The organism is Bacillus sp. MYb209 (genome assembly GCF_002975175.1).
GTDB lineage: Bacteria > Bacillota > Bacilli > Bacillales > Bacillaceae_G > Bacillus_A.
The window spans coordinates 22617-48314 of the sequence record NZ_PCNZ01000029.1; the positions used below are offsets into that span (position 1 = coordinate 22617).

The following is a 25698-nucleotide window of genomic DNA, read 5'->3' on the forward strand; positions in this document are numbered from 1 at the left end:
GGTGAAAATCGTGAAAGATGAACGTTTAATGATTGAGGGGTTAAAACATATTAGACTAGCTTTCATCTTACAAAATATTGTCATACTAAGTATCGTGTTTTACCGTTATGTTTTGCAAGGGGCAGGATATGAAAGTGTTTCGGATTTATTAATGGTATTTATGGGCGGGATAGTAGTTATTAACTTTTTAAACTTAAAAAATTCGGTGGAAGTGTATGAACATACAGGGGGAGTATCTCGTAGTTATTTCATGAAATTATTATTCATTCCAGTAGGGATTGTTATTGGTATTTTAGCTATTTGTATCATTGTAACACCGGATATTTCAATGAAGGAAATTAGTATAACAGGACTTATTATGTTTGCTTGTTTTTTAGTTCCTAGTTTGTTTATATACATATATATGAAAAAAATAAAAAGTGAAGATGAAATATAAAAAGCTTTCCGTACGTTGCGGAAAGCTTTTCTTATATTTTCTTATATTTTTTTATATAGAACTTTATGAAGGCCAATCGGTTCAATTTCAAAGATTTCACCATGTTCATGGAAGCCTAAGCGCTTGTAATAGTCAGTTACAGTAATTCGGCCATTACACCATAAAATGTTTGCGTTACGCTCTTGCAAGATTTGCTCGGCTTTATGGATTAAGGAGCTTCCAGCACGCTGATTTCGGAAGTTAGGTAATGTTGCCATTCCTCGTAGTCGATAATGAATACCAGTTTGTAAGTCTGGATATATTTCTTTTGAGAAGGAAGCGATACTAATAAGTTCATCGTTTATAAATGCACCTAAGTGGAAGGTGTCTGTTTCGTAATCGGAAGGGTATTTACAGTCTTCTAAAGGTTGATTGGGACGCAAAATCGTTTGACGAAATAAATATGTTTCAGACGCATCAATATGTTTCACTGTAATCATAATATCATCCTTTCTTATAAGCCTCTTTCTATAAGTTGTAAGAAGAAATATGCGGGTGCAACGAGAAGTCCTAGTATGCTAGCGGTTCCGAGAAGGAGTGAAAGTACGAGACAAAAGTATTTAATTCCATTTGATTTTTTCCATCCATAACTACAAATTTCAATACTAATACCGATGAGAATAATGGCGACGAGTACTTCTGCTAATAATAAGAGAGCTAAAGTTGAAATAGACATAATGTTATTCATCCTCATAATATGTGATAGTAACATTTTACCATATGAAAATGAAAAAATGCCCCTCATTTATGCGAGGGGCATTTTCTATTCTAATATGTTTTTCATTGTATCAATATGTTCTTTTGAACCCGTTACAAGTAAAGTATCGCCATGCTGTAACTTCGTATCACCATGTGGTATTAATGCTTTATTACCACGGTAAATTTGAATGACAAGTACATCACCTAAAAACGGAAGGCGACGAAGTGCTAAACCGTTATATTTATTACTTCGTAGTTCAACCTCACGTACTGTTTCATTTGCTGTTGTAATTAAGCGAACGAGACTTGGTTTATCAATAAGTGCACGTAATAAAATACGTGTAGAGTTAATAGTCGAGAATACAGCGATATGTTCTTGAGTCGCTTTTTCTTGTAGAAGGGGATCTTCTACACTTGCGATGACGTGTTCAACACCTAATTCTTTTGCATGTTCTGCTAATAATAAGTTTTGTTCATCATCACTTGTCGCAACAACAACACGGTCTGCTTCGAAAGCTTTTTGCTCCATTAAAGATTGAATAGTAATCTCATCTAATTTTACAATAGGGAAGTCATGAGATTTCGCTTCCTCATCATTTATTTTATTCTGGCGTATCATATATAGCGTTACGTCATACTCTTCACGTTTTAAATCAAGTGATAACGGGAGGGTAATTCTACTTGCGCCAATAATAGATACTTTCGATTTTGGTATTTCCACTTTTGGAAACATCTTTTTAAATAATATAGGCGCAAAAATACAAGTAATAACTGCGCTTAAAATAAGAGATGCTGATAAACTTGGGCTAATGATGCCTAGCTTTTCACCGATTTGTGCAGCCGCAATAACTAAAGAAAGTGTTGATGTTAACAAAATAGCACTTCCGAGTACGATATTGCGTGGATACCATTTTTGTAAGACTAATGATGGTAACAGTTTTGAAATAAAGAGTCCCACAATTAAAATTGGGATCATTAGCATACTAGAAGGCTCTTTAAAAATAGACCATACTTCTAGATTTACACCAACCATTACGAAGAAAATAGGGATGAAGAAACCATATCCGATGGAATCGAGTTTTTCAACCATATCTTCATTTGGTGATAATAAAGATACGAGTACACCTGCTAAAAAGGCTCCCAAAATATTTTCTGCCCCAACAGATTCAGATAATCCAACTAATATTAAGATGAGTGCGAAAACAGCTCGTGTATCAATTTGTACACTACCGGCTTTTAAGCTTTCTAGGTATGGAATATTTTTAAAACGTCTTGCGACAAAGTAAATTACAATACCAGCACCGAATAGAAGAAGTAGAAGCCACATGCTTTGACCACTTTCGGAATTTAATCCGACGAATACAGCGAGTAAAATCATTGTAACTAAGTCTGCAATAACAGCGACTAATAAAATGATTTGCCCGATTGCGGTTTTTCCTAAGTTATTTTCTTTTAATGTCGGTACGACAACACCTAAAGAAATGGTTGAAATAATTAAAGTCATGAACATTGCATTATCTACGAATCCTAGCCATACGAATAGTAATGATAGGGCATAAGATAAAATGAAAATAAATAAGAAGATAATGCTTGCTGCTTGAAATGTGTTTGGTTCGTTTGTCGTATTCTTTTTCCCTTTTTGCTTAAAGATCGAAAAGTCAATTTCTAAACCACTTAAAAACATTAGGAAGATAAACCCTAGTGTTGATAAGACTTGAAGCCACATATCTGGCTCAATGATGTTAAATCCACTTTTACCTACAAAGATTCCTGCGATAATTTCTGCAACAACGACAGGAAGTGCTTTTAATTTAAAGCGTTGTAACAAAAGGGGAACGAAAAACGCGATTGCGACGACAACCATAAGTGATAGAACAGAAGAATGATGTTCCATTGCGTTCTCTCCCTTCAAATAAATATAGTACCTATTTAGCCATATAATAGGTAGAAAAGCAACGGATATGGATTCGATTTCATAAAGAAAGAGTTTTCTTAACATTTGTCATAATAAGTATATTTTTCATGATTCTGTTGTTAATTCCGTAATGTGGATGTAATAGGGGAGAGAATAAAAAAAAGACTGCTGAGGAATCTCAGCAGTCTTTTTCATGCAAATTACATTGAGAAGAAGATCCATACAGTAAGACCAACTGTTGCAGCTGCAACGAAGAAACTGTATATCATTGTAAGAATTTGAATGCTTCCTTCTCCTTCTTTTAAGTGCATGAACATAATTAATTGTAACAACGCTTGCGCAACTGCCATTATGATAATAGTTGTTAATATCGTTGAAAGTGGCAAGTCTGTGTAAAGTGCAACATATAAAGCAAGAAACGTTAGTGCAAGCGATAAAATGAATCCGAAAACGTGTGACCATGGGAATCCGCTATGCGCATGCCCGTTTGCTTGATTATTATTTTGACCCATTTACGCCACCATCCCGTTCAAGTAAACTAGTGTGTAAATAAAGACCCAAACAAGATCAAGGAAATGCCAGTATAAGCTGATAATAAATACTTTACGAGCTGTAACTGGTGTTAAACCTCGTTTTAAAATTTGGATAATAACACAAGTTGCCCAAATGATACCACCTGTTACGTGGGCACCATGCGTTCCAAGAAGAACGAAGAATCCAGATAAGAATGCACTTGTTTGAATCGTTGCGCCTTCACCAACGTACAAAATGAATTCTTCAATTTCAAAGAATAGGAAGCCTGCACCTAAAAGTAAAGTTAGGATGAACCAAGCTAACATTCCTTTTTGGTTGTGTTTACGCATTTCGTGAATTGCGATCCCACATGTAAAACTACTTGTTAAAAGCAGCAGTGTTTGAATTAAAAGTGTTTTAACTTCAAACAATTGCGCTGGTGTTGGGCCATCAGCCGTACGACCAGCAAGGACTAGATAAGAGGCGAAAAGTGTTGCGAACAGCATAATTTCAGCCCCAAGAAAAATCCAGAATCCTAGGATATTCAATCTGCTTTGCTCGGATTGATATTCCAAAGGTAAGCTTTTATCTAAAGCCGCCATGTCATTTCACCTCTCATGCTATATGTTCTGTTTCTTTAATTTCATCAACGCTTACGTAGTAGCCATCATCATAATCGAATGAACGATAGATTAAGCAACCTAAAATACCAATACCACCGATTGCTGCAATCCAGAACCAGCTAAATACTAATGCAAAACCTGCAAGACCGAAGAATGCAGACATAATAATAGGCACACCAGAATTACTTGGCATGTGAATTGGTTTTAATTCATCTGCTGTTGGTGTAATTGTTTCTCCGCGTTTTTTCATGAACCAGAAAGCATCAGCTTCTTTAATTTCAGGAAGTTTCGCGAAGTTGTAATGTTGTACAGGAGAGTGAGTTGCCCATTCAAGTGTACGGCCATCCCATGGATCTCCAGTTGTATCACGTTCACCGTGACGTGCACTCCAAATTACGTTATAACAAAGAAGTACGAATCCGATACCCATCATTACTGCGCCGACAGATGCGATTTGGTTCAACCAACCCCATCCAAGGCTTTCAGAGTAAGTGTACATACGACGAGTCATACCATCTAAACCTAGGAAGTACATTGGGAAGAAACAGATGTTAAATCCGCTCATAAAGATCCAGAATGTCCATTTACCAAGGCGTTCATTTAGCATATGACCTGTCATTTTTGGATACCAGAATGTGAATCCAGCAAGCATAGCGAATACTGTACCTGCGATTAATACGTAGTGGAAATGAGCGACTAGGAAGTAGCTGTTATGGTATTGATAATCAGCTGCTGCCATTCCAAGCATAACCCCTGTAACTCCACCGACTACGAAGTTTGGAATAAATGCCAATGACCAAAGCATTGGAACTGTAAAACGAATACGTCCTTTATACAGCGTAAACAACCAGTTAAATATTTTAACACCGGTTGGAATCGAAATCGCCATTGTCGAAATCGAGAAGAACGAGTTAACCGCTGGACCTGCACCCATTGTAAAGAAGTGGTGAAGCCATACGACGAAACTTAGTAAAGAAATTGCAACCATTGAGTATACCATCGCACTGTAACCGAATAGACGTTTACGTGAGAATGTACTAATGATTTCAGAGAAAATACCGAATGCCGGTAAAATAACGATATATACTTCAGGGTGTCCCCATACCCAGAACAAGTTGGCCCAGAGCATTGGCATACCGCCGCTCGCCATCGTAAAGAAGTGAGCATCAAATAGACGGTCAAATGTCATTAATGCAAGAGCTACTGTTAATACTGGGAAAGCGAAAATAATGATTACACATGTAATTAAAATAGACCATGTAAACATTGGCATTTTCATTAATTTCATGCCAGGTGTACGCATTTTTAAAATAGTAACTAGGAAGTTAATACCTGTCATTAACGTACCAAGACCTGAAATCTGTAAGGCGATTGCGTAGAAGTTATTTCCTACACCAGGAGTAAACTCTGTACCCGCCATTGGGAAGTAAGAAGTCCACCCAGCATCTGGAGAACCACCGATTACGAAAGCGATGTTGAATAACATTGCTCCAATAAAGAATAACCAGAAACTTAAAGCATTTAAGAACGGATATGCAACGTCACGAGCACCAATTTGTAATGGTACAACGACGTTCATTAATCCTAGAACGAATGGCATTGCCATGAAAAGAATCATAACTGTACCATGTGTTGTAAAGATTCCATTATAGTGTTCAGCGTTTAAATATGTTGTATCTGGGAATGTTAACTGGGCACGAATCATTAAACCATCCATACCACCACGGAATAACATTATAACGGCAGAGATAATATACATGGTCCCTATTTTTTTATGGTCAACAGTTGTCAACCATTCATCCCAAAGCCATCTCCATTTTTTGTACTTTGTTAGTACGAAAAGAATCGCTAATGTCACAAGAACGATAGATGCGTCAGCTCCGTAAATAATCGGGTCACCTGTGACAAAAAATTCATCAAGCTTCACTGTGTTCACTCCAATCTGTTGGAATAATAGCTATTATTTTTTGTTTTTGTAGTAGTTGTAATCACAATATTCAAGTGACTTTGGATCTACATAACTTAAGTGGTGACTAGAGAATGTCATACGACCAACTACACCAGGTTTAACAATATCGTTGTACTTATCTTCTGTTAGTTTAGGAGCAGTTTCTTGTACTTCTTTTACCCACTTGTCATACTTTTCTTTTGTTTTTGCTTCAACTTCGAACTCCATGTGAGTGAATCCTTCACCCGAGAAGTTCGAGCTACGACCTAGGTAAGAACCAGGCTTATCAGCTTGTAAATATAAGTCCATGATCATGCCATCCATTGTATACTTCATACCACCAAGTTCTGGTACCCAGAAAGCATTCATTGGACCTACAGAAGTCAGCTTAAATTGAATTGGTACACCAGCTGGGATGTTTAAATAGTTAACGGTTTCAATTTTTTCCTCCGGATAACTAAATAACCATTTCCAGTTTGCAGATGTAACATAAATTTCAACTGGCTTAATATGTTTGGACTCTTGCGGAACCTCTTCCGAAGCATAAGTTGCTTTAACTGTTGGAATCGATAATGCGATAACGATAATAACAGGAATAATCGTCCAAATGATTTCTAATAATGTGTTACCATGTTGATCAGGTGGCTCATAGTCCATATTCTCTGGTTTTTCACGATAACGAATCAAGATGACTGTAAACAAGATGAATACAATTGCGATAATTAATGACATAAGCACGAATGACCAAACAATTAAATCATACTGTGCCTTTGCAACGGGTCCTTGCGGATTTAATACTGCGAGTTTCTTATCACAGCCACCGAGGAACAGAAGTAATGATAACGGAAGAAGCGAAGCCAACTTCCAAAATGCTTTCTTTAGTTGCACGATTGAAAATCTCCTTTCTCCTTGGATTGAAACTATGCCAATAAAACAATATAAACCTATTAATTTATAGTTGGCAATAGTTTTTGTCATATTGTTAAAAAATAGACACAAATGCACGCTTTTTAAGGTGAATATCATTTGTAACTTGATAACATTGTAAACTATTTTCCAGATAAAAACGTTATTGTGGGAATTTTAAGATAAATAAAGTTATACCAACATATCCAATAAATAGAAAAAAATTATCTTATTATAAGAAAGATTACTGAATTTTTAGTATATTTAGTTTGTTACCTGAGTTATATTTCTTTTTTGTTCAAATGTGACAACTTTCCGAATGTTTAACTTGGTATAAAATGTAGCAAATGATCCTAAATGGAATCCCGCAAGAAAGCTACGATTGGAACTATTGGGTAAAGTGGTGTACGGTATTTTAAATCTGCTTGTTCTACTTGTTGATTTATATGCCCCTCCCCCCATATTTTTTTGTATGTGTTAACTAAATTTCATTCGAGACTTTTAATCATTAGTGGGGGTGAAAAACATACCCGGTTTATTTTGTTGTGAACTGAGTATGTAAAGGAAAAACTAACTATGACTAAATACCTTATAATGTTTATTAACATAGTGAAGGAAATACGATTCTTTCACTATGTTAATAATTTTGTTTTTAGTAAAACATTCTAAAAAAGTATATCGTTTTTTCTTTTTATTGAAAATAATTAGAATTTCACAATGGTATTTGTGAATAATAATTCGCAGAATCTTTCTAGCAAACTAGTAAGAAGAAAGGTACAATGATAGAAGCTGCGCCTTTAAAATAATTGATATAATGGAGTTTGGTTTATGATGAAAAAGTTAAAATATATTTTTATTTTCGGTATTATATTTGCTGTCGTGTTTTTTTTCGAGAAAGATAAAATTATGAAAAAGGCACAAGAATTACGGTTAGACCTTTTCTCTGAGATGAAAGAAAGTGCAATGATTACAGAGGTTCCGTTTATTAGACAGTTACCTGAATTACCTAGAGGTTGTGAAGTGACAAGTTTAGCTATGCTACTACAACATAAAGGTGTACAAGTAGATAAGATGCAACTTGCTAGTGAAATTCATCGCGTCCCATTTAAACAAAATGGTTTGCATGGAAATCCTTATGAGGGGTTCGTTGGAAATATTTATACGAAAGCTGAGCCGGGATACGGTGTATATAATCAACCGATTTTTAATTTAGCAGAAAAATATGTTTCTGGAAAAGTAATTAATTTAACGGGCAGAGACGTGCAAGATTTATATAAGGTAATTAGTTCTGGTTCTCCGATATGGGTAATTATTAATACAACGTTTAAACCATTAGCTGAAAGTAGTTTTGAAACATGGAATACGAGTTCAGGTGAAGTGAAAATTACATATTATGAGCATAGTGTTGTAGTAATTGGATATGATCAAAACTTTGTATACGTAAATGATCCCCTTGCAAACAATCCACGAAAAGCTGTTCCTCGTGCTGAATTTGAAAAGGCATGGGAGCAAATGGGGAAGCAAGCAATTACTATTTTATAAAATGAAAAGTCATCTTGAGATGGCTTTTTATTTTATAATGTTTATTGTTGAAAATTCTGAATATTCTTTTAAAAGTTAATGGTTCACGCTATAATAACATTTAAATTGGTGAAGAAGGGGAGAAGAGAAATGGATGTCGCAAAGGAACTTGTTTTATCAAAGAATCAGTTGATTGAGTGGAGAAGGCATTTTCATAAGTATCCAGAGTTATCTTTTCAAGAGGAAAAAACATCTCAATTTGTATTCGACATACTTCGGGAAATCCCGTATTTAGAAGTTTCGCGACCTACTAAATATAGTGTAATGGCAAGGTTAATTGGTAAGCAGCCTGGTAAAACTATCGCGGTTCGTGCTGATATGGATGCCCTTCCTATTCATGAAGAAAATAAGTTTGATTTTATTTCTACATATCCAGGTGTGATGCATGCGTGTGGTCACGATGGTCACATGGCAATATTGCTTGGTGTAGTACATAAGTTGGTAGAGGAAAGAGAGAAAGTTAAAGGAGAGATTCGCTTTTTATTTCAACATGCAGAAGAAAACTTTCCGGGTGGTGCAGAGGAAATGGTCGCAGCGGGAGTGATGGCAGGTGTGGATTACATTATTGGTGCTCACCTTTGGGCGTCGTTAGAGGTTGGGAAAGTAGGGGTGATTTATGGAGCTGCGATGGCCGCACCGGACGTTTTTAAAATTAAGATAGAGGGAAAAGGTGGGCATGCTGGAATCCCGCACGAAACAGTTGATAGTATCGCAATCGGTGCACAAGTTGTTTCGCAAATCCAGCAAATTGTATCTCGCCTCACGAATCCGTTAGATTCTCTCGTAGTATCTGTTACGCAATTTCACGCTGGGACAACTCATAATGTTATCCCGGAACAAGCGGAGATTGAAGGGACAGTGAGAAGTTTAAGGCATGAATTAAGAGAAGAAACAAAGAAGAAACTTGAAAGGATTGTAAAACATATTACAGAATCCTACGGTGCTAAGTATACATTTTCTTATGAATATGGATATCGACCAGTTGTGAACGATTGTGAAACTACAGAGCTTATTGAACGCACGGCATTACAGCTTTATGGGAGAGAAAGGGTTGTTCGCTTACAGCCAACGATGGCTGGAGAAGATTTTTCAGCATTTTTACAAAAGGCACCAGGGACATTCTTTTTTATCGGAGCAGGAAATAAAGAGAAGGGCATTATATACCCGCATCACCATCCTCGTTTTACGATTGACGAAGATGCATTACCAATTGGAGTGGAAGTCTTCGTGTCATCCATTATGAATTTTATAAGTAAAGGAGAATGAGATGAAGAAAATACACGTGCTAGCACTTATTCCAGTGTTTTGTTTAGTAGTTGGACCAATATTTGCGAATTCAGTTACTCCTTACGTATTGGGGATGCCATTTTTATTATTTTGGGTATTATTATCAGTGTTTATTACGTCTCTTTGTATGGGGCTTGTGTACGTATTCGATCCTGCTAATAAGGGGGATGTAAAATGATAGCATTACTTATCATTATTTTATTTTTATTTCTAGCACTATTTTTAGGGATTCGGGCACAACATGGAAAAGATATGAATTTAGAACAATGGTCAGTTGGAGGAAGAGGATTTGGGACTATTTTCGTTTTTCTCCTTATGGCAGGGGAAATTTATACGACGTTCACATTTTTAGGAGGAAGTGGCTGGGCGTATAGTAAAGGAGCTCCTACATTTTATATTTTAGGGTATGGTGCATTAGCTTATATTTTATCGTATTTCTTATTGCCTCCAATTTGGAAGTATGCAAAAGAACATAACCTCGTTTCACAATCAGATTTCTTTGCGAAGAAATACAGGAGTAAGACGCTTGGGATAATTGTTTCAATTATTGGTGTTATTTCGATTATCCCGTATCTTGTTTTACAGTTAAAGGGATTAGGAATTATCGTTTCGGAAGCTTCCTATGGAAGAGTGACACCTGTTATTGCGGTATGGATTGGTGCTATTGTTATAACTATATATGTAATGGTTTCAGGTATACATGGTTCGGCTTGGACAGCTGCTTTGAAGGATATTATGATACTATTCATCGTTATGTTTTTAGGTATATATTTACCGTATCATTATTATGGAGGATTTCAGCCGATGTTCGAAGCTGTAGAAGCTGCGAAACCAGGGTTTTTATCTTTACCTGAAGAAGGAATGAGTATTTCTTGGTTTGTTTCTACTATTATATTAACGGCCCTCGGTTTCTATATGTGGCCTCATACATTTGCTTCTGCTTTCTCTGCAAAAAATGAAAAAGTATTTAGGAAAAACGCGGCGATTATGCCTCTTTATTCTTTAGTTTTGCTTTTCGTGTTCTTTGCAGGTTTTGCTGCTATATTACAAATTCCAGGGTTAAAGGGAGCGGATGTAGATCTTTCATTATTTCGTCTTGCTTTACAAACTTTTGACCCTTGGTTTATTGGGATTATTGGTAGTGCTGGAGTTTTAACAGCATTAGTTCCAGGTTCCATGCTTGTTATGGCTGCTTCCACATTATTGGCAAAAAATATTTATCGAACAATGGTGCCATCTGCTTCAGATAGACAAGTTGCTAAAGCTGCAAAATTATTTGTGCCTGTAGTAACGCTCGTAGCAGTATTGTTTACATTTAAAGGAGGAGAAACAATAGGGGCACTTCTTTTAATGGGATACAGTATAGTGACACAACTTTTCCCTGCGCTTGTATGTAGTTTGTTTCCTCGGCAAATTATTACGAAGCAAGGAGCGATTGCAGGGATGGGGATTGGGCTGTTAGTTGTTGCATATATCACCTTATCTGGTTCTACTATAGCTACAATGTTTCCGGGTTTCCCGCAATATATAAAAGATTTGAATGTAGGTATAGTCGCATTGTTAATTAATATTATTGTGATGTTTATAGTTAGTGGATTCACGAAAAGTGTATCTATAAAGACAGACAATATAATAGTAGAAAAGTAACCCGCGTGTTAGAGCTATCTTCGAAAAGAGATAGCTCTTTTTTTGTATATATTTTCTTCTATTAGCGGAATCTAACTAAAAACTTGTTGAAAAGGAAGTTAGGTGGGGAAATTGTTAGAGCTAAAGGGTAACTTGTTTGAAGTTATGAAGGAAATTAGAGATGAGTTAGGTTCACCTAATGATTTAACAATTAGAGAAGTTGCTCTTGCTGGTAGCATTACACGTTGTGCGGTTGTTTTTTTATGTGGATTGACAGATAAGGATAATGTTTATAAATATGTAGTTCGTACACTTCAATATGAAGAAATACCAAATGAAGCAGCTGTGGTTCAGACGTTATTGGATCGTTTTATTTCTATTGCAGAAGTCGGTATGAAGACAACTTTTCCAGATATTATAAATGCGGTTTTAGCAGGAGATACAGTCATATTAATTGATAATATTCAAACGGCTATTGTTGTTAACAGTAGGGCTTGGGAGAAAAGAAGTCTAGAACCGCCAGTGACAGAAGATTTAATACGTGGACCGAGAGTTGGATTAAATGAAGATATTAATGTGAATAAAATGTTAATTCGCCGTGGTTTACGTGATCCGAAGTTACGGTTTCAATCTTATATTATGGGGAAGCGATCGCAGAAAGAAGTAACCCTAGTATATATAGAAGATATTATTAACCCTTACATCGTAAAAGAGCTAGATCGGCGTCTTCAATCAATAGTGACAGATGTCATTTTTGAGACAGGAACGATTGAGCAATTAATTCAAGATAATAATTTGTCGCCGTTTCCGCAGTTTTTAAATACAGAAAGACCAGATAATATAGTGGCTGCATTGGCGAAAGGGAAAGCGGCCATTTTAGTAGATGGGTCACCATTTGCTCTTATAGCTCCACTAGTGTTTGTTGATATTTTTCAATCTGTAGAAGATCATTATGAGCGTTGGGTAATTGGGACGTTATTAAGAATTTTACGTATGGGATCAGGTATCGCTGCTGTTTTATTACCTGCCATGTACGTAGCGCTTGTATCGTATCATCAAGGGCTTATCCCATCTAAACTAGCTTATTCTATTGCGGGAGCGAGAGAAGGGGTGCCATTTCCGGCATATATAGAAACGTTAATGATGGCATTAACGATGGAATTAATAAGAGAAGCTGGAATTAGGCTTCCGAAACCGATGGGGCAAACAATTGGTATCGTAGGTGGTCTTGTAATTGGAGAAGCGGCAGTAAATGCGGGGATTGTAAATCCGTTTTTAGTAATTATTATTGCGGTTACCGCAATTGCTACATTTTCACTTCCTGTATATAGCATTACGATCACATTTCGAATTTTACTTTTCGTCTTCGTGTTAGCTGCAACTGCTTTTGGGTTGTACGGAATCATTTTAGCTCTTATTGCACTTGCGGTTCATATTACAAATTTAAAGAGTGTTGGGGTTCCGTATACAACACCTATTGCTCCTGCTTTTTATAAAGATTGGGAAGAAGAATTGGTTCGCCTACCAAAATCAATGTTAGAAGAGAGACCAGAATATTTACAAACGAAAGACTCTACATTACGTCCAAAGGAGCGAGAGTAATTGAAACCATTTGAATATGGGGATGAGGAAATTGGATCTCGGGAACTTGGTTTTGCGGTATCGTCAACAATTATCGGTATAGGTGCATTATCTATGCCTCGAGATATTGCTATGCAAACTTTATTTTCAGACGGTTGGATTATTTTGCTTTTGGGTGGATTGATATGTGCGGTTTTAGGTTGGTTTGTAACGAGGGTAGCTATTTTATTCCCAAAACAAAACTTTGTTCAATATACAAGTGCGCATTTGACGAAGCCTGTTGCATACACAATTAGTAGCATTTTAGTATTAACGTTTGCTGCTTTGACAGCATATGAATCGCGAATGATTGCAATTATTTCACAAACGTATTTATTTAGTGATACACCAGTACAGCTACTGTCTTTTTTCTTCTTATTAGTTGTTATTTATGGAATAGCAGGATCGAGAGCAGCTTTATTAAGGTTAAGTGTTCTATTCTTACCTATCGTGTTAATTGCAATAGTGTTGCTTTCTTTATTGAATGTGAATTTAATGGAAATAAACAATTTACTACCGGCTTTTCAAACGAACGTAAGTCAATATGCTGTAGGAGTTAAAAACTCTGTTTTTACGTTTATTGGATTTGAGGTAGCTTTGTTCTATGCGGTGATGTTAAATGACACAGCAAAAAAAGCACCAATGGCAGTTGCGAAAGCAGTAATGGTAAATGTGCTGTCGTACATTTTAATTTATGTAACTTGTATTAGTGTTTTTACATATATGACAACCCGTGGATTGACGTATCCAACAATTGAATTAGGGAAAGAAATTGAAATTGGTGGAGGGTTTTTAGAAAGATTTGATGCCATTTTTTTTACTACTTGGATTATTACTATTTATAACACTACAGCAATGTATTATGACATCGCATCTTTATTATTTTGCGCTATGTTTCCGAAAGTGAAGAAACATATTTTCATTTTTGTAAGTGCCCCGCTTATTTTTATGTTGAATATGATACCTAGTAATTTAAATGCTTTGTCAAGTTATGGGACTTATTTAGCTTGGATAGATATGGGGTTTGTCGTGCTAGCGCCTTTGTTAGTTTTTATTGTATATAAAATAAAAAGAAGGAATGGTAGAAATGAAACACCTTCTTAAAATTATAATGGTTATGGTTCTAGCTGGATCTATCAGTGGGTGCTCTGAGCTAGAAGAAATAGAAGAAAGAGGATTTGTAGTAGGTGCAGCTTACGATATTGTGAAGGTAAAGAAATCAAATCCAATTATGAAAGGGACGTATCAGATGGTACTTCCCAGTAAGTTAGCGCAACAAGGTGGCCAAGGCGGTGGAGATAGTGAAAATTATATTAATGTTAGTGCGAAAGCAGATAGTGTCTTTGAGCAAATACGAATTATCGCTAAAAAAATTAGTCGTTCATTATTCTTTCCGCATATACAAGTGATAATTTTTTCTAAAGAATTACTTTCGAATCCATATGTTTTACAAAATACGTTAGATGTATATATTCGCGATCACGAGATGAGAAGAAATATTCGTTTGTTCGTTTCTGAGAAAAATGCAGAAGCTATTTTAAAGCAGAGTGCCAAGCCTGAGAACTTACCGGCGCAGTATATTGATATGTTAGCTGAACATCCTCCGAAAAATGCCCAAATGATTGAGGCTGCAAGAATTGGTGAGGTACAGCAAAAAATGATTGCTAACCAAAGTTTCGTATTACCTATTCTCGAACTAACAAAACAAGGGGTACAAATGAATGGGGCAGCGCTGTTTCGTGGGAAGGATAATAAGTGTGTAGGCAATTTAAGTGGAGAACAAACATTAGGAATGAATTATATAATAGGTAAAAAAATTGGAGGTTTTTTTACTATCCGTAAAAAAGACCAGCTTATTACATATGAAATTCATAAGATGCACCGAAAGATTAAAGTATCTACGGAAAATGCTACAAAACCGAAGTTTGATATTCATTTATCTTTGGAAGGGACATTAGCTGAGTTGCATTTTAGTGATCATAAACAAATTATGAGTGAAAATCGATTAAAGAAAAACATCGCGGAGGGAATGGAGAAGCGCATCCAAAAATCGATTAAGCTTGTTCAAAAAAAATATAAGGTAGATGTATTAGCATTGGGGGAAGTATATAAGCGACATAATTATAAAGAGTGGAAAAAGATAAGTAAGAATTGGGATCAAGGCGAAAATTACTTTAGTAACGCTGAAATTACTGTTCATGTTCATCCAACAATTGAACATTCGGGTTCTGCTTTACCAAAGAGAGTGAAATAAGGGTGATTAAATTTGTTTACTGGATTAGGAATTAGTTGCACGATATTAATGGCGGTTCTTCCAGGGGCCATATACTTTATTCATAAAAAAATCACAACGTATGGAGCTCAGCCGTGGAAAGAAGAGGCACAAAAAAAGAAACCTGAATAAGTTTTAGGTTTCTTTTGTGCACAAAGCATATGTTGAAGGGGGATACCTTCTATGTAAGCTTTGTTTTATCCCGCTATTTGCGGGCAGTAAGACTTCCACCTAAAAAATTCGGTGGAAACAAGGAAGTTAGATAGGAAGTCAACTGCCCGTAAAAGCCCGATTGGTGAAGGCTAATACTCAGTAGGGGATAGAGCACCCTACTGAGTAAAGTTTCACTTTATAAAAGCCCTAACCAATGTACCAATTGTGTAGAGAGGAATGTAACAACAACGGCAATAACAGTAGGGATTGCGAATGATAAGAATGTCCATTTTGCACTTTTTGTTTCTTTGTATATGTTAACTAGTGTTGTTCCGCATGGGAAATGAAGGAGTGAGAACAACATTGTGTTTAACGCAGTTAGCCAAGTCCAACCGTGTTCTAAGAATAGATTTTTAATTTGATTAAAATCATCTATTTCAGTTAAAGCACCAGTTGATAAGTAAGACATTAATAAAATTGGAATAACAATTTCATTAGCTGGTAGCCCAAGGATAAATGCCGCTAGAATAAAACCATCAAGTCCTAGTAATTTAGCGAATGGATCTAGGAAGTTTACGAAATGCATAAGTAAGCTGGTGTCACCGACAAAAATATTAGCAAGTATCCAAGTTAATACAGCGGCAGGTGCAGCTACAATTACAGCTCGTTTTAAAACATATATTGATTTATCGAGCGTTGAACGCACAATTGTATTCCAAATTTTTGGTTTACGGTATGGTGGTAACTCTAACGTATAGTGAGTTGGAACGCCTTTTAGAGCAGTTTTTGATAAAACCCAAGAAACAGTTAAAGTTACAATAACGCCAATTACGACCATTCCAACGACAACGCCGGCAGTAACAAGTGTTTGCATGCTGCCTGTATATCCAGCAGCCATAAATAATGAAGCCATTAAGATTAATGTAGGCCAGCGTCCATTACATGGGACGAAGTTGTTTGTTAAAATAGCAAGCATACGCTCACGTGGTGATTCGATAATACGTGTTGACATAATAGCGGCAGCGTTACATCCAAACCCCATTGCCATAGTTAAAGATTGTTTCCCATGCGCGCCAGAGCGTTTAAATAAACGATCCATGTTAAACGCAACGCGTGGTAAATATCCATAGTTTTCTAATAGGGCAAACATAGGGAAGAAGATTGCCATAGGTGGTAACATAACGCTAATAACAGCTCCGGTACCACGGAATAAACCAAGTATTAAAACGCCATGTAGCCATTCTGGTGCATGCATTGCTTGGAACCAAGATGTTAAATATCCTTCGGCCCAGCCAAAAAATTCAGCAATCATCTCGGATGGCACGTTAGCACCGGCGATTGTAAGATAAAAAATAATAGATAAAATACCGAGCATAATTGGAAATCCCCAAATAGGAGAAGTGAAAATCTTATCTAATCTTTCTGAACGATATAATTTATCAGTATTCGTATATTGGACAGCTTCTTTACATATACTTGCGGAGGTTCGATAAATATCTCCGACAATATCATCTCGTATGTCCTCTTTTGAAAGTGTTTGTGCATGTTGAACAATATAGTCCAGCGGAAGATCCTTACTGGCTGAGTGAGATTCCATTTATTACGACCTCCCTTACAAGTGGTTCGTTATGATGTTTTTGAAGTGTAGTTAAGAAATTTTTATCTCCATCTAAAATACGTAACGCAATCCAACGTGCTGGATACGTATTGCCGAACACTTTATAAATTTGTGGTTCTAATTCTTGAATCATATTTTCAATTTTTTCATTATAAGTAATTTTAATTGGTGTTGGAATGAGTTTTTTAGTTGCTACTTTAGCAATGACGCTTAGTAAATGTCCGATACCAACTCGGTTTCGGGCTGAAATTTTAACTACCGGTACACCAAGTGATTTTGCTAATTTCTTTTCGTCAATAATGATTCCTTTTTTCTCCGCTTCATCAATTAAGTTAATACAAATGACCACATCGTTTGTCATTTCCATTACTTGGAGTGCTAAATTTAAATTTCTTTCCATTGCAGTTGCGTCTATAACAACTACAGTTACTTCTGGTTTTTCAAATATAATATAATCTCGTGCGACTTCTTCATCCGCCGAATTTGAATACAGTGAGTAAGTTCCAGGTAAATCTATTATTGTATATATACTTCCGCTATGCTCATATTCCCCTTCAGCTTTTAAAACAGTTTTCCCCGTCCAGTTTCCAGTATGTTGTTTTAAGCCTGTTAAAGTATTAAATAATGTACTTTTCCCGGTATTCGGGTTACCAGCTAATGCAATGCGATGGTTACTCATCTGAAATCATCTCCTATTAATACCCCGAAAATAAGGGAGCTTTCTTCACTACGCAGTGCAATAGTTGTGTTGCTTACTTGATAAGCGACTGGGTCTCCAAGTGGGCTGCGTTGTAATACTTTAATTATCGCTCCAGGAAAAAAGCCTAAATCTAATAAACGTCGTTTCATAGTTCCTTCTAATTGTATCTTCTCAATTTGTACAAATTCCCCTGTTCTGAATTCGGAAAGGGGTTTAGTATTAGCCGATACCATAAAAGTTACCTCATCTCTATATTTTTAGTTTTAGTTTAAAAAGTTTCCTTAGGTAAACTTTTCGATACTAATATAGTAGACTACATTTAATGATGCTGTCAATTAGTACTTTAAAAATATTCAAATATTTTTAGAATTGTTCCAATTTATTTAGTTGTACCGAAAAATATTACTGGAATTCTTCTTAATGTAAATAAAGTAAGAGTGTAAAAGCTTAAAAATATAGGGGAATTGTAAATGTAGTTTTAACCTAAAGGGAAAAATACAGAAAAACATTTACATTGAATTTACATTGTTAAGATTAAATTTACAATACTGCGTGTTTAGTGTGGGTTTTGTTGGCCTTTTCAACTGTAAATGTTGGAATGTCTAGCTTTTATGGGATGTTACCTCCATTTACTTAAACTTAAAAATTGCTTAACACTCACATAATATTGTTGTCCTACAATGAATTTGTGTTCGAAAGAAGATGAATTCGAAAAGTGATAATCCAAATGGGGGTACAAGACATGATTATGAAAAAGGGTATTAAATTTTCTTTAGCGGCTTTAGTTGTTGCAGGTGCATTAGTTGGATGTGGAAAAGCAGAAAGTACGGATAATAAGGAAGCTGCTAAAGGTAGCGATGCAAAACAAGAATTATCAGGTACGATTGCAGCGGCTGGCTCTACAGCTCTTCAACCTCTTGCGGAGGAAGCTGGAAAGAAATTCATGGAGGAAAATTCAAAAGTTTCTATTCAAGTTCAAGGTGGCGGTAGTGGAACTGGGATTAACCAAGTAGCATCTGGTGCAGTACAAATTGGTAATTCGGATGTTCCAGCTTCAGATAAAATAAAAGATGCTGAAAAAGCAAAAGAATTAGTAGATAACAAGGTAGCGGGTATCGCATTCACGCTTGTCGTAAATAAAGATGTAAAAGTTGATAACTTAACAGCAAAACAAGTACAAGATATCTTCACTGGAAAAGTGACAAACTGGAAAGAGTTAGGCGGAAAAGATGAAAAAATCAATGTAATTAATCGTCCAGCTTCATCTGGTACACGTGCTACATTTGAAAAAACAGTTATGAAAGAAGCTAAAATTAATGATGGAACTGGTACAACACAAGATTCTAACGGTGCAGTAGAGCAAGCGATTAACTCTACTCCAGGTTCAATCAGCTATTTAGCAATGTCTTACATGGTTGGCGATAAAAAAGGTGCATTGCAAACTGTGAAAATTGATGGTGCTGAACCGAAAGTTGAAAACATCTCAGCTGGTAAATATCCATTCTGGTCTTACGAGTACATGGTAACTAAAGGTGAGGCAAAAGAAGCGACAAAAGCTTACATTGACTATGTAAAAGGTAAAGATTTCGAAAAACAAGTAGAAGATATGGGTTACATCCCAATGTCTAAATTAAATAAGTAATAAAATTTTATGGGGCTGGCTGCAAGGCCAGTCCTGTTCATTTCAATCTATGAAGTGGGGTCTGTCCTGTGATGAAGGGGAAAAAACAAATTAATTACGTAAAGAGTGAATATATAGGTAGATCACTTGTTACGTTTTGCGGTATTTTTATTGTTTTTATTACATTAGCTATTATTGCGTTTATTTGCGGCAAAGGAATTCAATCTTTCACGCAAAGTGGTATCTCATTTTCTGAGGTGTTAACTTCGACAAAATGGAATCCAAATGCTGATCAAGGCACGTATGGTGCTGTAATCTTTATTGTTGGTTCGACGCTTGTGTCGTTAGGTGCTGTTGTCATTAGTGCACCAATTGCTATAGCTCTTGCTATATTCATGAATTTAATTTCGCCGAAGTTTGGGAATAAAGTATTAAAGCCTGTTTTAGAATTATTAGTCGGTATTCCATCAGTTGTATACGGATTATTAGGGGTTACGATCTTGGTTCCTCTATTACGTGATTCGTTCGGTGGAGTAGGCTTTAGTTTAATTGCGGGTATTATTGTCCTGAGTATTATGATTTTACCTACTATTGCTAGTATTGCCTCTGATGCAATACGCTCTGTTCCGTTTGATTACTTGGAAGCTTCTTACGGTCTAGGATCGACGAAATGGCAAGCGATTAGCCGAGTTATTGTTCCTGCTGCAAAACAAGGGATTTTAACAGGTATAGTTTTAGGGTTAGCGCGTGCTTTTGGTGAAGCGTTAGCGGTTCAAATGGTAATCGGGAACACGATTAAATTACCGGAAGGAATATATAGTCCAACAGCAACGTTAACTGGTATTCTGACAATGGATATGACGAATACATTGAACGGAACAGCTTGGAACAATGCGTTATGGACGTTAGCAATGATTTTACTTGTTATTTCATTCCTGTTTATTTTAGTAATTCGAGCGATTGGTCAAAGAGGTGAGCGATAATAATGAATGCAAGAACGGTAAATAAAGTTTGGACAGGTATCTTTTATGCGGTTGCAGCTTTAGTTGTAGCTTTGCTGGCTTTTTTAATGTACGAAATTCTGCAAAAGGGATGGGGATTTTGGGATCCTAGTTTCTTATTCGGAGAACCGAGTAATACAAGAGCTGGTGGGGGAATTGGTCCACAGTTATTCAATTCTTTCTACATGCTTGTTATAACGCTTGTTATATCTATTCCTCTTGGATTAGGTGCTGGAATATATTTAGCGGAGTATGCAAAACAAGGTCGTTTTTTAAGTTTTGTTCGTTTATGTATTGAAACAATGGCGTCTTTACCTTCTATTGTTGTTGGACTATTTGGCTTATTAGTATTTGTTACAATGACAGGCTGGGGATATACAGTAATGGGTGGAGCGCTTGCTTTAACTATTTTGAATTTGCCTGGTTTAACACGTGTTTGTGAAAATGCGATTTCTGAAGTTCCTCATAATGTAAAAGAGGCGAGTCTTGGACTAGGTGCTACGAAATGGCAAACAATTGCCCGTATCATTATCCCGTCGTCGTTACCACAAATCATTACAGGTATTATTTTAGCGGCAGGCCGTATATTCGGTGAAGCTGCGGCGTTAATTTATACTGCGGGTTTAACATCACCTATTTTAAATTCAGCAGCGGACTTCTCGAGCCCTGCGCATCCTTTAAATCCATTTAGACCAGCTGAAACGTTAGCTGTTCATATTTGGAAATTAAACTCTGAAGGGATTATCCCAGATGCGAAGTTAATTGCAACGAAATCTGCAGCTGTATTAATTATTATGGTATTACTCTTTAATATCATTTCTCGTTTCGTAGCATCTGTATTACACAAGCGTTTTACAGGAACGAAAAAAAGTCGTAAAACGACGAAGAAGGTAAAAGCGGCATAAATTGAAGGTAAGAACTCTCTGTTTATAAACAGGGAGTTTTTTTACGGCCATTTATTAAAATCAATAACGGCAAAAGGGATTGAATCAACAGTTGTTGGGGGAGTCTCCTATGATATTGAGTGGGAACTGATAGGTTTTTTTGGAAAAAGAACATAGTGTTATATTAGATAGTCCATGTCTCTATGATGGGATGGTTGAAAAAGGAATAGGTTTATGTCGGAAGTATGGTGCTACATATAAATATATTGAATGTTATCTTAATAATATAGAAGAAATTAATCGTAGGTTACAAACGCGTGAACATAAGATAAGTCAGTAGAATCAGAAGTAGCGTTTGAAAAAAGTGGCTAGATGGCAGTAAAAGGATTTTAAATGATGAATATCTTCTTGTAGATTCTGGTAAGCCACTAGAGCGATATACGAAAAAAGTGCTGGATTATATCGATAGGTAGGGAATTCTAAAAGGCGTTATCTTCAATTATGAAGATAACGCCTTTTAGTTTAAATATCAGGTGTTTCTGTAGAAGTACTTATTTTTCTGCGGGAGCGTCTTTTTCTCCCGATTTTATCTAATAGTTCATACATAACGGGAACGACTACTAATGTAAGAACCGTTGAGACTGCCAAACCACCGATTACAACGACGGCCAGACTTTTGGATACCATACTTCCTGCTTGAGATTGACCGAATAGGAGTGGTAGCATAGCGACGATTGTTGTTATAGCTGTCATAATAATTGGGCGCAATCTAGTAGATCCAGCTTCTAGTAAGGCTTCTCTTGTTTCCATACCGTTTTCCCGATTTTGTTGCACTCTTTCTATTAATACAATAGCGTTTGTAACGACAATCCCGATTAACATTAATGCGCCGATTAATGAATTTACGTCAACAGGTGTTCTTGAAATGATTAATCCTAAAATACCACCGACAGCAGCTAATGGTAAAGAGAATAAAATCGCGAAAGGAGCACGTGCTTGCCCGAAGGTGATAACCATAATTAAATATACAATCCCAATTGCAATCCCCATAATTTTGAATAAATCTGTGAAATTTTCTTGCATAGACGCGGTAGCACCTGCGATATTTACTTTTGCTCCGTTAGGTAAATCTAAGTCGGCTATAGCCTTGTTTACTTCTGCGCTTACTTTACTTAAATCTTCACTTGAAGCTTCTGCAGTAATTTGTATCGTTTCTTTCCCATCTTTATGGAAAATTTCTGTTTGAAGTCGCTTTTCTGAAATAGTTGCAATGTCTTTTAAAGGAATTGGTCCGTTAATAGGTGATAGTATGTTTGTGTTTAAAATATCTTCTTGTTTGTTAATGGATGCCTTTTTATGTTCTATCATAATAGTTGTTTTTTCATTATTGATTGAGATTTCCCCAATAGGAGATTTCTTCATAAGGAATGATACTTGTTGTGCTGCTAATTCTGGTGTTAAACCGAGTTGTTCCGCTTTTGTTTGATCGATATGAATTTGCCATTCTTTTTTAGAGTCTTCTATATTTGTTTTTACTTTAGAGAGATCGTCCATACTTTTTAGTTTTGTTTCGACGATGTTAGCGGCCTTTTTTAAATTTGTTTCGTTAGTAGCAGTTACGTTAAATTGTAAGTTGTTTCCGCCTCCAGAGTCAGAGTAACTAGTTTTTATATAATCAAGTTCAGCTGGTTCAAAAGCATTATGCTCTTTTTTTAATTCTTTAATATATTGGTCGATATCAGATCCTTTTTTAAAGACTACAAATATAGTTGCAAGATTGTTTTTAGTTGTCTGTCCCCATTGTGCATCTTCTGCGCTAGATCCCATTCGCAAAATAACATCTGTTACATCAGAATTAGAGAGTAGTTTCTTTTCAAAATCAAAGGCTTTTTGTTTTTTAGCTTCAGGATCATAATCGGTTGGAAATGTCATGTTAACGGATAGCATTGTATCGTCCTCAGACTTTATGTTCGCTTTCGGTAGTAATATGTAGGCTGCAATGGATCCTGCAAACAATAAAAAAGAAGTGAGTAGAATGATAAACTTATGAGAAAGAGCCCACTTTAATGTAGCGACATATCGCGGTGAAGAATGTGAATTGCGACGTTTTGTTTTTTTGAGTAGTAAAAAAGCCATAAGTGGAACAACTGTTAACGCAACGACTAAAGAAGAAAGGATAGAATATACAACTGCTAATACCATAGGTAACATTAGTTTACCGATTACTCCTGACACGAGGCCGATAGGTAAAAAAACGGCGACTGTTGTTAAAGTAGAAGAGGTAATTGCGACTGCGACCTCTTTGGTTGCTTCAAGAATAATATTTTTAGAGAAGGTTTCTTTTTGTAAACGACGGAAAATGTTCTCGATTACAACGATACTATCATCGACGAGGCGTCCCACGGCAACGGCTAAGCCGCCAAGAGTTAGAATGTTAAGTGTGATGTTAGATTGATGGAGTAAAAATAGTGTTAATAAAATAGATAATGGAATACTAACGACAGCGATGAGTGTTGTTCGGAAGCTGCGTAAAAAGATTAAGATAATGAGAGTTGCAGCAATTGCCCCGAGGATTACTTCTTTTCCCATACTAGTAACAGCATTTTCAACTTGCTCATGAGTTGAAGCTAGAAGTTTAATAGAAAACTGATCTTTATATTGCTTGCTTATATCTTTAATCTTTTTATCAATCTCTTTTCCAATTGCAACCGCGTTTTTACTCGGCTCTTTCATGATGACTAATCCTGTTCCTTCTTCTCCGTTTATATGCGAGATGGTATCATGATGTTGTTTTAGTTCAATTTGAGCGACATCTTGTAACTTTACTTGAGGTGTAACGGTAATATTTTTAATGTCATTTACATTTTTTATATCTCCGATGACACGAAGGTTGTATTCTTCCTTATTAACGGTAATTGCTCCGGCTGGAGTGGAAGTTTCTTTTCCTTGTAAAACTGCTAATACTTGCTCTGATGTTACATTTTTATCTTTTAGTTGGTTAGGGTCAAGTACGATGGATAATTCGGAAGTTGATTTTCCGAAAAACATAACATTGGCAACACCATCAATGCTTTCGAGTTGTGGTACGATTTCTTTCTCGATTTGTTTTTCGTCAGCTTTTGAAAATCCGTTCTGCTTCTGGATGGTAATTTGAGCGAGTGGAATCATAGAAGTATTTAATTGGCTAACTACAGGCTTAGTTACAACTTTAGGTAATTTAATTGTATTAATTGCTTTTTCGACTTCGCGTGCCGCGTCTTTCATATTTGCCTTGGATGTATATGCAATGTCGATGCGTGATAATCCCTCGTGTGTGGAAGAAGTGATGCCATCGATATGTTCTAAATTACGAAATTGTTTTTCAAGGGGATCAGTTACGTCCTTGGTCATCGTTTCAGCATCAAGCCCTTGTGATAATGTCGTGACAGTTATCGCTGGGTTATCGATGCTTGGTAAAAATTCCATAGGTAATTTAGAGCCGGAATAAACGCCGAGTATGGAAATGAGAAAAACCATGATAATAATAGCGGCTCGGTTTTTCAATGAAAATTTTGTTAACCTATCCATAAGATAATTCCTCCAGTAGTTTATTTATAGTTTTGTGGGCACTTTCTTACTATATAACAAAAAATGGATATCTTTCATTAATTAAATGTAAAAAAATTCTAACAATAATCTTAAGTTAATATTTCGAGGGGAAGTTCGTTATTTGTGGAAGTAAAATTCCTGATTGGAGAGAAAAATCATTAATTAAAGTTTTGCTCTAGTATAGTGGCCTCGTTTTTTGTTACTCTACATTTAAATGGTTATTTGTCCTTCTTAAGTAGAACTGTGGTAATTGTAAAATTTAAAAAGGAGAGGACTAAAGGTTAGGGAGTTGTTGTGAAATACCGCCTGGTTGATGATAGTGTATAGTAACTTGTATACAATCAAAATGGATGTTTTCAGTAGAAAGGATAATGGTTCTTTCTATAGAAGAAAGTAAGATAGATAACTTTTTGTATTTTTTTATAAAAAATACTTGTTATTTAAAAATCATGATGGTATATTAATAAACGTCGCTGATGCGGAAACGCAGAAAACGACAAAAAAGAAATTAAAAAACATAGTTGACATCGAAAAATGAAGATGTTAATATGATGAAGTCGCTTTTGAAGCGGCAAATAAGTTCTTTGAAAACTGAACGAAACAAACAACGTGAAACGTCAATTTTTATTTTTAGATGCTAGACAAACTAACTTTATTGGAGAGTTTGA

The 25698-nt window shown here is 36.0% G+C and carries 23 protein-coding genes and 2 pseudogenes; 13 read left to right on the plus strand and 12 right to left on the minus strand.

Annotation, left to right across the window (positions count from 1 at the left end):
• Nucleotide 1: 1 nt before the first annotated feature.
• Nucleotides 2–436 (plus strand): hypothetical protein, encoded by a 435-nt coding sequence (locus CQZ94_RS25760; RefSeq protein ID WP_105587723.1) that lies wholly within the window; start codon nucleotides 2–4, stop codon nucleotides 434–436.
• A 41-nt stretch (nucleotides 437–477) separates the two neighbouring features.
• Here the strand turns inward: CQZ94_RS25760 and CQZ94_RS25765 are convergent, their stop codons facing one another.
• The 8 genes and pseudogenes from CQZ94_RS25765 to CQZ94_RS31365 all read right to left on the minus strand — a co-directional run.
• Entirely contained in the window at nucleotides 478–915 is a 438-nt protein-coding gene (locus tag CQZ94_RS25765) for a GNAT family N-acetyltransferase (protein ID WP_105587725.1), read from the minus strand.
• A 14-nt stretch (nucleotides 916–929) separates the two neighbouring features.
• Nucleotides 930–1220: a DUF4022 family protein gene (locus tag CQZ94_RS25770; protein WP_142395936.1), complete on the minus strand. Its 291-nt coding sequence runs from the start codon at nucleotides 1218–1220 to the stop codon at nucleotides 930–932.
• A gap of 18 nt (nucleotides 1221–1238) precedes the next feature.
• Nucleotides 1239–3068, minus strand: a complete 1830-nt coding sequence (locus tag CQZ94_RS25775) for a monovalent cation:proton antiporter family protein (protein ID WP_105587726.1) — start codon at nucleotides 3066–3068, stop codon at nucleotides 1239–1241.
• A 221-nt stretch (nucleotides 3069–3289) separates the two neighbouring features.
• Entirely contained in the window at nucleotides 3290–3601 is a 312-nt protein-coding gene (qoxD, locus tag CQZ94_RS25780; RefSeq protein ID WP_070140909.1) for a cytochrome aa3 quinol oxidase subunit IV, read from the minus strand.
• Nucleotides 3602–4204, minus strand: coding sequence for a cytochrome aa3 quinol oxidase subunit III (gene qoxC, locus CQZ94_RS25785; protein ID WP_105587728.1), 603 nt, complete (start codon nucleotides 4202–4204; stop codon nucleotides 3602–3604). It abuts the gene before it with no gap.
• Nucleotides 4205–4217: 13 nt separating this feature from the next.
• Nucleotides 4218–6152: a cytochrome aa3 quinol oxidase subunit I gene (qoxB, locus tag CQZ94_RS25790; RefSeq protein ID WP_002204397.1), complete on the minus strand. Its 1935-nt coding sequence runs from the start codon at nucleotides 6150–6152 to the stop codon at nucleotides 4218–4220.
• A 33-nt stretch (nucleotides 6153–6185) separates the two neighbouring features.
• Nucleotides 6186–7061 carry a cytochrome aa3 quinol oxidase subunit II gene (locus tag CQZ94_RS25795; protein ID WP_105587730.1) on the minus strand — a complete coding sequence of 292 codons (876 nt, stop codon included), beginning with the start codon at nucleotides 7059–7061 and terminating at the stop codon, nucleotides 6186–6188.
• 282 nt (nucleotides 7062–7343) lie between these two features.
• Nucleotides 7344–7501: pseudogene (locus tag CQZ94_RS31365) on the minus strand (amino acid permease); the annotation flags it as partial.
• 409 nt (nucleotides 7502–7910) lie between these two features.
• Between CQZ94_RS31365 and CQZ94_RS25800 the strand changes: the two are divergent.
• The 8 genes from CQZ94_RS25800 (at nucleotide 7911) to CQZ94_RS31370 (ending at nucleotide 15597) form a co-directional block, all read left to right on the plus strand.
• Nucleotides 7911–8621 carry a C39 family peptidase gene (locus tag CQZ94_RS25800; protein ID WP_105587750.1) on the plus strand — a complete coding sequence of 237 codons (711 nt, stop codon included), beginning with the start codon at nucleotides 7911–7913 and terminating at the stop codon, nucleotides 8619–8621.
• 129 nt (nucleotides 8622–8750) lie between these two features.
• Nucleotides 8751–9926 carry an amidohydrolase gene (locus CQZ94_RS25805; RefSeq protein WP_105587731.1) on the plus strand — a complete coding sequence of 392 codons (1176 nt, stop codon included), beginning with the start codon at nucleotides 8751–8753 and terminating at the stop codon, nucleotides 9924–9926.
• A gap of 1 nt (nucleotide 9927) precedes the next feature.
• Nucleotides 9928–10125, plus strand: a complete 198-nt coding sequence (locus tag CQZ94_RS25810; RefSeq protein ID WP_105587732.1) for a DUF3311 domain-containing protein — start codon at nucleotides 9928–9930, stop codon at nucleotides 10123–10125.
• Entirely contained in the window at nucleotides 10122–11594 is a 1473-nt protein-coding gene (locus CQZ94_RS25815; protein WP_105587733.1) for a sodium:solute symporter family protein, read from the plus strand. The genes CQZ94_RS25810 and CQZ94_RS25815 overlap by 4 nt, the downstream gene beginning before the upstream one ends.
• Before the next feature lie 102 nt (nucleotides 11595–11696).
• The gene (gerLA, locus tag CQZ94_RS25820) at nucleotides 11697–13175 is read left to right on the plus strand and encodes a spore germination protein GerLA (RefSeq protein WP_105587734.1); all 1479 of its coding nucleotides are present in this window, start codon (nucleotides 11697–11699) and stop codon (nucleotides 13173–13175) included.
• A complete protein-coding gene (gene gerLB, locus CQZ94_RS25825; RefSeq protein WP_105587735.1) occupies nucleotides 13176–14297 on the plus strand; it encodes a spore germination protein GerLB in 1122 nt (373 codons plus the stop codon). It begins immediately after the preceding gene.
• Nucleotides 14281–15447 (plus strand): Ger(x)C family spore germination protein, encoded by a 1167-nt coding sequence (locus CQZ94_RS25830; RefSeq protein ID WP_142395937.1) that lies wholly within the window; start codon nucleotides 14281–14283, stop codon nucleotides 15445–15447. Before gerLB ends, CQZ94_RS25830 begins: the two co-directional genes overlap by 17 nt.
• Nucleotides 15448–15459: 12 nt before the next feature.
• Entirely contained in the window at nucleotides 15460–15597 is a 138-nt protein-coding gene (locus tag CQZ94_RS31370) for a hypothetical protein (RefSeq protein ID WP_105587737.1), read from the plus strand.
• A gap of 217 nt (nucleotides 15598–15814) precedes the next feature.
• Here CQZ94_RS31370 and CQZ94_RS25840 read toward each other — a convergent pair whose 3' ends face one another.
• The 3 genes from CQZ94_RS25840 to CQZ94_RS25850 are packed head-to-tail and all read right to left on the minus strand — an operon-like array spanning nucleotide 15815 to nucleotide 18169.
• Nucleotides 15815–17215 carry a nucleoside recognition domain-containing protein gene (locus tag CQZ94_RS25840; protein ID WP_105587739.1) on the minus strand — a complete coding sequence of 467 codons (1401 nt, stop codon included), beginning with the start codon at nucleotides 17213–17215 and terminating at the stop codon, nucleotides 15815–15817.
• A complete protein-coding gene (locus CQZ94_RS25845; protein WP_105587741.1) occupies nucleotides 17193–17915 on the minus strand; it encodes a FeoB small GTPase domain-containing protein in 723 nt (240 codons plus the stop codon). Before CQZ94_RS25845 ends, CQZ94_RS25840 begins: the two co-directional genes overlap by 23 nt.
• A complete protein-coding gene (locus CQZ94_RS25850) occupies nucleotides 17912–18169 on the minus strand; it encodes a FeoA family protein (RefSeq protein ID WP_105587743.1) in 258 nt (85 codons plus the stop codon). Before CQZ94_RS25850 ends, CQZ94_RS25845 begins: the two co-directional genes overlap by 4 nt.
• A 509-nt stretch (nucleotides 18170–18678) precedes the next feature.
• On the opposite strand from CQZ94_RS25850, the gene CQZ94_RS25855 reads away from it, so the two are divergent.
• The 4 genes and pseudogenes from CQZ94_RS25855 to CQZ94_RS31960 all read left to right on the plus strand — a co-directional run.
• Nucleotides 18679–19578 (plus strand): phosphate ABC transporter substrate-binding protein PstS family protein, encoded by a 900-nt coding sequence (locus CQZ94_RS25855; protein WP_142395938.1) that lies wholly within the window; start codon nucleotides 18679–18681, stop codon nucleotides 19576–19578.
• A gap of 71 nt (nucleotides 19579–19649) precedes the next feature.
• Nucleotides 19650–20540: a phosphate ABC transporter permease subunit PstC gene (pstC, locus tag CQZ94_RS25860; RefSeq protein ID WP_002090872.1), complete on the plus strand. Its 891-nt coding sequence runs from the start codon at nucleotides 19650–19652 to the stop codon at nucleotides 20538–20540.
• A gap of 2 nt (nucleotides 20541–20542) precedes the next feature.
• Nucleotides 20543–21463 carry a phosphate ABC transporter permease PstA gene (pstA, locus tag CQZ94_RS25865; RefSeq protein ID WP_105587746.1) on the plus strand — a complete coding sequence of 307 codons (921 nt, stop codon included), beginning with the start codon at nucleotides 20543–20545 and terminating at the stop codon, nucleotides 21461–21463.
• Between the two features lie 15 nt (nucleotides 21464–21478).
• Nucleotides 21479–21915 (plus strand): annotated as a pseudogene (locus CQZ94_RS31960) (P-loop nucleotide/nucleoside kinase family protein); the annotation flags it as partial.
• A gap of 49 nt (nucleotides 21916–21964) precedes the next feature.
• Here CQZ94_RS31960 and CQZ94_RS25875 read toward each other — a convergent pair.
• On the minus strand, nucleotides 21965–25009 hold the full coding sequence (locus tag CQZ94_RS25875; protein WP_105587747.1) for an efflux RND transporter permease subunit: 3045 nt from the start codon (nucleotides 25007–25009) through the stop codon (nucleotides 21965–21967).
• Between the last annotated feature and the right edge of the window lie 689 nt (nucleotides 25010–25698).